Below are 10,075 nucleotides of genomic sequence, written 5' to 3' on the forward strand. Positions count from 1 at the left end.
CACCGAACCGTCGCGCACCCCGGGTTGACCCGGGCGCCCCCGCCCACCCCCCCGCCCCCCCCGCGCACTACCCCCCGGCCCCCCCGCCGCCCCGCGCCCGCCCCCCCCGCCGCCCCCCCCGCCCTTCCGGGTCATTGCACGTGAGCGTGCGCCGACCCGCTTTCCACATTACGCCGAAGGAATCACTCCGGCACGAGCGATGCTTGCGCAGGTTCGCTTCGGCTTCGGTCCGAGAAGCCGACGCGGCGGCTCAGCCACGCCCTTCCTCTTCCGTCTCCATCTGCCGGATCCCCTGGTGCGTCAGCGTGATCATCGCGGGCGTGTTGCCCCTCCCCCAGTCCACGACGACCCAGCCCTCGCCCGCCAGGTACATGCAGGCGGCGGCCATGTCCTGCTCGGGGATACCGAGGTCGGTGCGGAGCTTCGCCCCCTCGACGCCCAGGAGGCGGTTGCCTTCGGCGGCTTGGTACAGAGCCTGCATGATCCTCTCGCGGTACGTCTTCCGGTCTCTCAATATCGCCATGACGTGCCTTCCTCTACCGCCCGCGGCCGGGCCGAAGTCGATGTCATCCGAGGTCGCCGTCGCGGTGGGGCGCGTCGGAACGGCCGCGTCCACCGCCGACCGACGGTGCCTCCGGGTCCGACGCCCGATCCCCGGCAGGACATCGCTGTAGTGGAAGGCAGCGATCCGTTCGTCGTGCTGACCGTTGAGCCGGTGGATCAGAACGACTCCGACGGCGATCAGAAGGAGCAGCACGGCCACTGCGATGACAGTCATGGTTCTCTCACCTCCGCCGACCGGCGGGCGAAGGCCCTGTCGATCCGATGGGCCGGGGCAGGGACGACGGCCGACCTGCTCCGCCGTCGGTCTCCCACACTTCCTCCCTGATCCGGGCATCGCTCCTGTCTGCTGCTTCGTCCCTGGCCGGGGCATAGATGCCGTCGCCCGCCATCAGCTGCGCGGCGGCATCCGCACCGGTTTCCGGCGGAATCACCAGCACGTCCCGGCGGCCATCGGTGGAGAAAAGGGTCAGTCTGTGCGGATCCTGCTCCACGGTGGACCAGCCCACATGCACCGTGCGTCCGGCGACGGACACCCAAGGCGGGATGACGGGCCAGTAGGCCGGGTTCACCGTGATGCGCGTGATGGGACCCCAGAGATCGCCCAGTGCGGCCGTCAAGGGTGGCAGCTCACGGGTGAGCTCACGGGAGCGAGGCCACCACGTGCCGTCCAGCCCCCCGGGCGCCGGTGTCAGGGACAGGCGAACCGGCAGCGACGACGTGCGCCTGCCCGTTGTCGTACGGTCGATGGTCACGGACATGGCGCGAACCCGCCCCCGGGCTCGTGAGCGGCCCGGCGTTGTCGATCACCGGAAACGGCACCCGCAGCTGAGCCGGTACGCGAAGAACTCCCGGTGTCTTCACACTACTCCGCTCACCGGCCCGAAAAGCCGGGGGTGACCAGGTATTTTCCTGCCTTCGCAACCAGGTCGCCGGTGCCCGGCACCGGGGGTCAGAGCCAGTCCTTGCGCTTGAACGCCGCATACAGCAGTGCGGACAGGATCACGATGACAGCGGCGGAGGTGATGAATCCGGACTGGCGGCCGAAACCGGGATAGGGGATGTTCTGGCCGTAGTAACCGGTGATCGCGGTGGGTACGGCGATGATCGCGGCCCAGCTCGTCACCTTCTTCATGATCAGGTTCATGCGGTTGGCCTGGACCGAGAGGTTCGTCTCCGTGACCGAGGCCACCAGGTCCCGCAGTGATTCGGTCCATTCGATGGCACGCAGCACGTGGTCGTAGACGTCCTGGTAATACGGAACGAGAGGGTCGGCGATCACGTGCAGGCCGGGACGCATGAGCCCGTTGACCACCTCGCGCATCGGGAGCACGACGCGGCGCAACCGGACGAGCGATTTGCGCAGCGCGAAAACCCGGCGCTGCACGGCTTCGATCTCACGGCGCCCGGCCGCGAAGAGCAGACCCTCCACCTCCTCGATGCCGTCGTCCAGCTGCTGGACCGCGGCGAAGTGGCCGTCCACGAGATGGTCGAGCAGGCCGTGCAGCAGGAATCCGACGCCGTGGCCGGCCAGGTCCGGACTCTCGTCCCAGCGGGCGACGACGTTCTCGATGTCGAGACCGTCGTCCATGCGGACGGTGATCATGGCCTGGCCGGTGAGGAATACGGCGATCTCGCTGTACGTCAGTTCCGTACCGTCCGGGCTGACGGTCACGGCATAGGCGCTGAGGAACTCGTGGGTGCGATAGCGGTCGAGTTTCGGCCGCTGCCCATGCTGCGCGGCGTCCTCCAGGGCCAGTTCGTGGATGCCGAACTCCTGGCCGAGCATGGTGAATTCGGCGGGCCCGGGTCGGTACAGGTCCAGCCACAGGACCGACGCCGGATCGGCGAGATGCGCGGAGACGTCGCCGGCGGGAAAGTCCGTCAGGACGAGAGTGCCGTCGTGATACAGCCGGGTGCGCGTCACCATGGCGCGAGGCTAGCCTCTCGCGCCTCGATCATCCCGCTTCGTCCCGATCGTCAGCGCGGCAGACTCTGGAGATCACCGGCGGTCGGTGCACCCCGTGAACATGCCGGCTCCGGCCCGCCGGGGGTCCGGCGTCAACCGGCTGCGCCCCGGGCGGGACGGGCACGGACGAATCCCGTCCGTCTCCAGACCGGACTCGCCCGCATTCGGTCCTGCTGAGCCCTACAGCCCGCCCTCGGACATCCCGTGCACCGCGGGGATCGTCCCGAGCCGCCCCTTCTGGAAGTCCTCGAACGCCTGCTGAAGCTCCTCGCGCGTGTTCATGACGAACGGGCCGTAGTGGGCCATCGGCTCACGGATGGGCCGTCCACCGAGGAGGACGACTTCCAGGTCCGGCGTGTGGGAGTCCTGCTTCTCGTCCGCACGGACGGTGAGCGAGGAACCGGCGCCGAAAACGGCGGTCTGGCCGAGGTGGATCGGCCGGCGCTCGGTGCCGACGGCGCCGCGCCCGGCGAGGACGTACGCGAGGCCGTTGAAGTCCTCGCGCCACGGCAGCGTGATCTCCGCGCCCGGAGCCAGCGTCGCGTGGATCATCGTGATCGGGGTGTGGGTGATGCCCGGGCCCGCGTGGCCGTCCAGCTCGCCCGCGATCACGCGGAGCAGCGCGCCGCCGTCGGGGGACGTCAGCAGCTGGACGTTGCCGCCGCGGATGTCCTGGTAGCGCGGCGCCATCATCTTGTCCTTCGCCGGCAGGTTCACCCACAGCTGCAGGCCGTGGAAGAGACCCCCGGACATGACGAGGTGCTCCGGCGGCGCCTCGATGTGGAGCAGACCCGAGCCGGCCGTCATCCACTGGGTGTCGCCGTTGGTGATGGTGCCGCCACCACCCTGGGAGTCCTGGTGGTCGAAGATCCCGTCGATGATGTAGGTGACGGTCTCGAAGCCGCGGTGCGGATGCCACGGGGTCCCCTTCGGCTCCCCGGGCTGATACTCCACCTCACCCATCTGATCCATCATGATGAACGGGTCGAGATGGCGGTAGTTGATCCCGGCGAACGCCCGGCGCACCGGGAAGCCCTCGCCCTCGAAACCGCTCGGAGCGGTCGTCACCGCCAGCACGGGACGGGCGACGGCGTCGGCCTGCGCGGTCACGCGCGGCAGCGTCAGCGGGTTCTCGACGGTCACTGCAGGCATGGTCGGTACCTCCTTGTGCGCCCACTTTAGTTGAGCGTTGAACTTTCTGCCATCCCCAACGGAGAAAGCCCGGAGGACATTCCCTCCGGGCCTCACCGGGTGCCGTTCGGACGATCCCCGGGTACGCGCACGACCGCGTCACGTGGCACGGCCGAGTCATGCGGCACGACCGTGTCATGCGGCACCCAGAACGTCACGCTTCTCGGCGCCGGCCCCGGACGCCCCACCGGTTCGGCGGTCACCCGCGCCGCCCCCTCCAGCCGTGACTCGCCGGAACGGGGCCGGGCAGCGGAACGCCGCCGGCCGAGCCGGACCGGCGGCGAGGTGTCGGGCGGGGTCACGCGGGCACAGTAAGGCCGGCCCCGGGGCGGGGGAGACGGTTCAGCCGCCGTACATCCGCCGCATCGCGAAGTCCACCATCTGCTCGACCGCCTTGGCGTCGAAGACCATCCGGTGCTCGCCCTCCATGTCCACGACGAAGCCGTAGCCGGTCGGCAGCAGGTCGATCACCTCGGCGCCGGTGATCACGAAGTACTTGGACTCCTTGCCCGCGTACCGGCGCAACTCCTTCAGCGAGGTGAACATCGGGATCACCGGCTGCTGGGTGTTGTGCAGGGCGAGGAAGCCCGGGTTGTCGCCGCGCGGGCAGTAGACCTTGGAGGTGGCGAACACCTGCTGGAAGTCCTCGGCGGCCATCTGACCGGTGGTGAAGGCTCGCACCGCGTCCGCGAGCGACGGCGGCGACGGCTCCGGATAGAGCGGCGGCTGCTGGCCGTACCCGCCGGCACCACCGGGCATCTGCTGCTGCGGCGCGGTGTACTGCGCACCCACGTTCTGGTCGTAGCCGTACATGGGCGCAAGCCTACCGAGCCAGGCAAGACCGCCGAAGGCCCGTCAAGCCTTCTCGAGCCGTTCCCCAGCGTCCGTATGTAGACCCTTCTCACACTTGGACCGGCAGGGGTTGCTTCTTATTACCGACGGGTAGCATCATTCGTAGCTACTTGTTGGTACGTGAACCAGTTGCGAGGAGACAGTGCCTCGCCGAGTCCGATACGGAGCCGTCACCATGGGGCACTACAAGTCGAATCTCCGCGACATCGAGTTCAACCTGTTCGAAGTCCTCGGACGCGACAAGCTGTACGGCACCGGCCCGTTCGCCGAGATGGACACGGACACGGCCAAGAGCATCCTCGAGGAGCTGACGCGCCTCGCGGAGAACGAGCTGGCCGACTCCTTCGCGGACGCCGACCGCAACCCGCCGGTCTTCGACCCGGAGACGAACACCGCGCCCGTCCCGGCGTCCTTCAAGAAGAGCTACAAGGCCTTCATGGACTCCGAGTACTGGCGGCTCGGCCTGCCCGAGGGCATCGGCGGCACGACGGCTCCCCCATCCCTGATCTGGGCGTACGCGGAGCTGATCCTCGGCTCGAACCCGGCCGTGTGGATGTACTCCTCCGGCCCGGCGTTCGCCGGCATCCTCTACGACGAGGGCAACGACGTCCAGAAGAAGATCGCTCAGATCGCCGTCGAGCGGACCTGGGGCTCCACCATGGTGCTCACCGAGCCCGACGCGGGCTCCGACGTGGGCGCCGGCCGCACCAAGGCGATCCAGCAGGAGGACGGCTCCTGGCACATCGAGGGCGTCAAGCGCTTCATCACCTCCGGTGAGCACGACATGGAGGAGAACATCCTCCACTACGTGCTCGCGCGTCCCGAGGGCGCCGGTCCGGGCACCAAGGGCCTTTCCCTCTTCCTCGTCCCGAAGTACCTGTTCGACTTCGAGACCGGCGAGCTGGGCGAGCGCAACGGCGCCTACGCCACCAACGTCGAGCACAAGATGGGCCTGAAGGCCTCCAACACCTGCGAGATGACCTTCGGCGACCGCCACCCGGCCAAGGGCTGGCTGATCGGCGACAAGCACGACGGCATCCGCCAGATGTTCCGCATCATCGAGTTCGCCCGCATGATGGTCGGCACGAAGGCGATCTCCACGCTCTCCACCGGCTACCTCAACGCCCTCGAGTACGCCAAGGAGCGCGTCCAGGGCCCCGACCTGGCGAACTTCATGGACAAGGCCGCGCCCAAGGTCACCATCACGCACCACCCCGACGTGCGCCGCTCGCTGATGACGCAGAAGGCGTACGCGGAGGGCATGCGCGCCCTCGTCCTCTACACCGCCTCCGTCCAGGACGCCATCGCGGTCAAGGAGGCGAACGGCGAGGACTCGAAGGCCGAGCACGCGCTCAACGACCTGCTCCTGCCGATCGTCAAGGGCTACGGCTCCGAGAAGGGCTACGAGCAGCTCGCCCAGTCGCTGCAGACCTTCGGCGGCTCCGGCTTCCTGCAGGAGTACCCGATCGAGCAGTACATCCGTGACGCCAAGATCGACACCCTGTACGAGGGCACGACCGCGATCCAGGGCCAGGACTACTTCTTCCGGAAGATCGTCCGCAACCAGGGTGCGGCGCTGAACTCGCTGGCCGAGGACATCAAGAAGTTCCTGGCGCTCGGCACCGGCGGCGAGGAGCTGGCGGGCGCCCGCGAGCACCTCGCGAAGGCTGCCGTGGAGCTCGAGGCGATCGTCGGCCTGATGCTGACCGACCTCGCGGCCACCGAGCAGGACGTCAAGAACATCTACAAGGTGGGCCTGAACACCACCCGCCTGCTGCTGGCCTCCGGTGACGTGGTCGTCGGCTACCTGCTGCTGAAGGGCGCCGCGGTCGCCGCCGAGAAGCTGGAGACGGCGTCGGCCAAGGACAAGGCCTTCTACACCGGCAAGATCGCGGCGGCGAAGTTCTTCGCGGCCAACGTCCTGCCCGGCGTCACCCTGGCCCGCAAGGTGTCCGAGGGCGTCGACCTGGACCTCATGGAGCTGGACGAGAGCGCCTTCTAGCCCGGCCGCAGCATCCGCAGGATTCCCGCGTGGGCCCGCTCCCGGCAAGGGGGAGCGGGCCCTCGTCCGTCGTTAAGGTGAACCCATGAGCGAACCAGCCCGCTTCGACCGCGGCCACACCGATGACCTGATGTCCTTCCTCGCGGGGAGCCCGTCGCCGTACCACGCCGTGGCGAACGCCGCCGAGCGGCTGGAGAAGGCCGGCTTCCGTCAGGTCGCGGAGACGGACGCCTGGGACGGGACCGCGGGCGGCAGGTTCGTACTGCGCGGCGGCGCGATCGTGGCCTGGTACGTCCCCGAGGGCGCCGAGCCGCACACGCCGTTCCGGATCGTCGGGGCGCACACCGACTCCCCCAACCTGCGGGTCAAGCCGCAGCCGGACACCGGGGCGCACGGCTGGCGCCAGGTCGCCGTGGAGATCTACGGCGGGCCGCTGCTGAACTCCTGGCTCGACCGGGACCTGGGCCTGGCCGGGCGGCTGACCCTGCGGGACGGCACGACGCGGCTGGTGAACGTGGACCGGCCCCTGCTCCGGGTGCCGCAGCTGGCCATCCACCTCGACCGGTCGGTGTCGACCGAGGGGCTCAAGCTCGACAAGCAGCGGCATCTGCAGCCGGTCTGGGGCCTGGGCGGCGATGTGCGCGACGGCGACCTCATCGCCTTCCTGGAGGAGGAGTGCGGGCTGCCGGCGGGCGAGGTGGCCGGCTGGGACCTGATGACGCACTCCGTGGAGCGGCCGGCCTACCTCGGCCGTCACGAGGAACTGGTCGCCGGCCCCCGCATGGACAACCTCCTGTCGGTGCACGCGGGCACGGCGGCCCTGGCGGCCGTGGCCGGCTCCGGCCGGGCCCTTCCCCACATCCCGGTCCTGGCCGCCTTCGACCACGAGGAGAACGGCTCGCAGTCGGACACCGGCGCGGACGGACCGCTGCTGGGCAGCGTGCTGGAGCGTTCGGTGTTCGCGCGCGGCGGCTCGTACGAGGACCGGGCCCGTTCCTTCGCCGGCACCGTCTGTCTGTCCTCCGACACGGGCCACGCGGTCCACCCCAACTACGCGGAGCGGCACGACCCGACGCACCACCCGCGCGTCAACGGCGGCCCGATCCTGAAGGTGAACGTCAACAACCGGTACGCCACGGACGGTTCGGGCCGCGCGGTCTTCGCCGCCACCTGCGAGCGGGCGGGCGTCCCCTACCAGACCTTCGTCTCCAACAACGCCATGCCCTGCGGCACCACGATCGGCCCGATCACCGCGGCCCGCCACGGCATCAGCACCGTCGACATCGGCGCGGCCATCCTGTCGATGCACAGCGCCCGCGAACTGTGCGGAGCGGACGACCCGTTCCTGCTGGCGAACGCGCTGGTGGCGTTTCTGGAGGACTGACCCCGCGCGTCTCCCGTTCCCCCACGGACCGCATCGTTTTGAACCTGTTCAAACATGGTTACCAGAGCGTACGATGCGGTCCGATCTTCAACTATCAGCCTTTTCACAGTCTCGTGGGGGGACTTCACGTGGGAAAGAGATCCTTGGTGCTCGCCTGCGCCTCGGTCGCGGCGGGCCTGCTGCTCGGGCCCGTTCCGGCCGCGCACGCGGCGACGGCGCCGGTGCTGTTCGGAGCGGGCAGCGGCGACCACCCGGCCAGTGGCCTGGTCCTGGTGTCCGCCCAGTCCGACAGCGACATCACCTCGATCACGGCGCACCTGTACGCACCGGGTTCCCCCGCCGGCGCCCCGGAGGTCGCCGAGGTCAGCGACTTCACTCTGGCCTCGGGCACCGACCGGTCCGGTCTGTGGCAGACCAGCACCCCGCTCCGCCTGGCGGACCTCGGCACCTATCGCGTCGTCGTCGACCTGACCGACGCCGACGGAGACACCTCCTCGACCGAGGACACCTACCAGTACGAGCTGGAGGCGAACCTGACCGACCTCCAGGCCGCTCCGCAGAGCCCGGACTACGAACACCAGGACGTCACCGTCACCGGCGGCTTCACGGTCACCGACCCGCGCACCGGCGAGACGACGCCGGCGGCGGACGCGCACGTGGACCTCGAGATCTCCAACGAGGCGGACGGGACGACCACGACCGGCACCGACGGCCGTTTCACCTACACGTACCCCGTGACCGACCCGTCCATCGCCGACGTCAACGCCTGGCTGCGGCTGGACGATCCCTTCTACCAGTCCCGGGCCAACGAGAGCGCCGAGGTCAGGGCCGTTCAGTCGGACACGCGCGTGACCCTGGACGCCGCCGAACTGGACGTCAAGGCCGGGCAGGCGGCGACCGTCTCCGGCACCGCGGAGGTGTACGTCGGCGGTGCGTGGAAGCCGCTCGCCGGGGCCAACGTGGACGAGGTGTGGGAGAGCGACCTCGGTTCCGCGGGCGCCCACCCCGTCACGGGCGCCGACGGCCGCTTCTCCGGGCAGTTGACCATGTCGAGCAGCGGCTCGGTGGACGTGCAGGTCCGCAGCGGCACCTACGTGAACTGGAGCCCGCTGCAGAGGGTCAAGGTGTACGTCGCGAAGAAGACGTCACTCACCGACTTCACCGCGACGCTGGACAAGTACTCCGAGCTGACCGCCAAGGGCGTGCTGCACACCGGCTCCAGCGTCCCCGGATACGCGGACAACAAGGTCGAGTTGCAGTACTCGACCGACGGGAAGACCGGCTGGAAGACGATGAAGACCGTCGTCCCGGGCAACTCCGACCCCGAGTCCGGCGCGCCGTTCAAGGGCACCTTCGACGCGCCCTACAAGGGCTACTACCGGGCGCACTTCGAGGGCAGCCGCAACTGGCAGGAGTCGTACAGCAAGGTCGTGTACGCCAAGCGCACGCCGACCCGGATCACCGGCGGCAACGCCTCGCCCGAACCGGTCCGCAAGGGCCGCACCATCACCTACAAGGGCAAGCTGCAGTACTACAGCTCCGGCGTCTGGAAGGCCTACGCCGGTCAGAAGGTGAAGATCCTCTTCCGTCCCAAGGGCTCCAGCACCTGGTACGACATGGGCAATGCCACCACCCGCTCGGACGGCACCTTCAGCAGGGGCTGCACCGCCTCGAAGGACGGCACCTGGGTCGCGGTGCTCCTCTACCCGGACAGCACGCATCTGGTGAGCTCGGGCCGCGAGGACTACGTCGACGTGACCTGAGCGGCCCCCCCGACGGCATGACCGCCGCGGCCCGGGGTACCCGAAGGCTTCCGGAAGCTCCGGACCGGAAGGGGAGGAGACACCCATGGGCCTCGGCGGATGCATCATTCTGATCGCCGCGGGAGCGATCCTCACGTTCGCCACGGACTGGCACATGAACGGCGTCAATCTCGACCTGGTCGGCCTCATCCTGATGGCCGTCGGACTGATCGGGGTCACCACGTTCACCAGCATCGCCCGGCGCAGGAGGGTCGTGGGGGGGGCGGCCGCCCCCCGCCCCCGCGCGGCGGGGGCGGCCCGCCACCCACACCCCACCCCCCACAGCGCCCCCGCCCGCCCGCCGCCCAACCACC

At 69.3% G+C, this 10,075-nt stretch carries 9 protein-coding genes; 4 read left to right on the forward strand and 5 right to left on the reverse strand.

Features of this window, described 5'->3' with window-relative positions:
- Positions 1–250: 250 nt before the first annotated feature.
- The 5 genes from ACFW2E_RS03260 to ACFW2E_RS03280 form a co-directional block, all read right to left on the reverse strand.
- Positions 251–523 carry a hypothetical protein gene (locus ACFW2E_RS03260; protein ID WP_384460666.1) on the reverse strand — a complete coding sequence of 91 codons (273 nt, stop codon included), beginning with the start codon at positions 521–523 and terminating at the stop codon, positions 251–253.
- 262 nt (positions 524–785) lie between these two features.
- Positions 786–1,322: a DUF5994 family protein gene (locus ACFW2E_RS03265; protein ID WP_384460569.1), complete on the reverse strand. Its 537-nt coding sequence runs from the start codon at positions 1,320–1,322 to the stop codon at positions 786–788.
- Positions 1,323–1,513: 191 nt separating this feature from the next.
- Positions 1,514–2,491, reverse strand: a complete 978-nt coding sequence (locus ACFW2E_RS03270) for a magnesium transporter CorA family protein (protein ID WP_384460572.1) — start codon at positions 2,489–2,491, stop codon at positions 1,514–1,516.
- A gap of 219 nt (positions 2,492–2,710) precedes the next feature.
- Positions 2,711–3,682: a pirin family protein gene (locus ACFW2E_RS03275; RefSeq protein ID WP_384460574.1), complete on the reverse strand. Its 972-nt coding sequence runs from the start codon at positions 3,680–3,682 to the stop codon at positions 2,711–2,713.
- A 381-nt stretch (positions 3,683–4,063) separates the two neighbouring features.
- On the reverse strand, positions 4,064–4,534 hold the full coding sequence (locus ACFW2E_RS03280; protein ID WP_384460577.1) for an SseB family protein: 471 nt from the start codon (positions 4,532–4,534) through the stop codon (positions 4,064–4,066).
- Positions 4,535–4,748: 214 nt separating this feature from the next.
- Here ACFW2E_RS03280 and ACFW2E_RS03285 point away from each other — a divergent pair, with 214 nt between their 5' ends.
- From ACFW2E_RS03285 to ACFW2E_RS03300, 4 genes are all read left to right on the forward strand, one after another.
- Positions 4,749–6,575: an acyl-CoA dehydrogenase gene (locus ACFW2E_RS03285; RefSeq protein ID WP_384460580.1), complete on the forward strand. Its 1,827-nt coding sequence runs from the start codon at positions 4,749–4,751 to the stop codon at positions 6,573–6,575.
- An 85-nt stretch (positions 6,576–6,660) separates the two neighbouring features.
- Positions 6,661–7,959: a M18 family aminopeptidase gene (locus tag ACFW2E_RS03290; protein ID WP_384460583.1), complete on the forward strand. Its 1,299-nt coding sequence runs from the start codon at positions 6,661–6,663 to the stop codon at positions 7,957–7,959.
- Positions 7,960–8,087: 128 nt separating this feature from the next.
- Entirely contained in the window at positions 8,088–9,722 is a 1,635-nt protein-coding gene (locus tag ACFW2E_RS03295; protein ID WP_384460585.1) for a hypothetical protein, read from the forward strand.
- Between the two features lie 85 nt (positions 9,723–9,807).
- The coding region (locus ACFW2E_RS03300) for a DUF6458 family protein (RefSeq protein WP_384460587.1) at positions 9,808–10,075 on the forward strand (268 nt) is incomplete at its 3' end.

This window comes from Streptomyces sp. NPDC058964, from assembly GCF_042741275.1.
Lineage (GTDB): Bacteria > Actinomycetota > Actinomycetes > Streptomycetales > Streptomycetaceae > Streptomyces.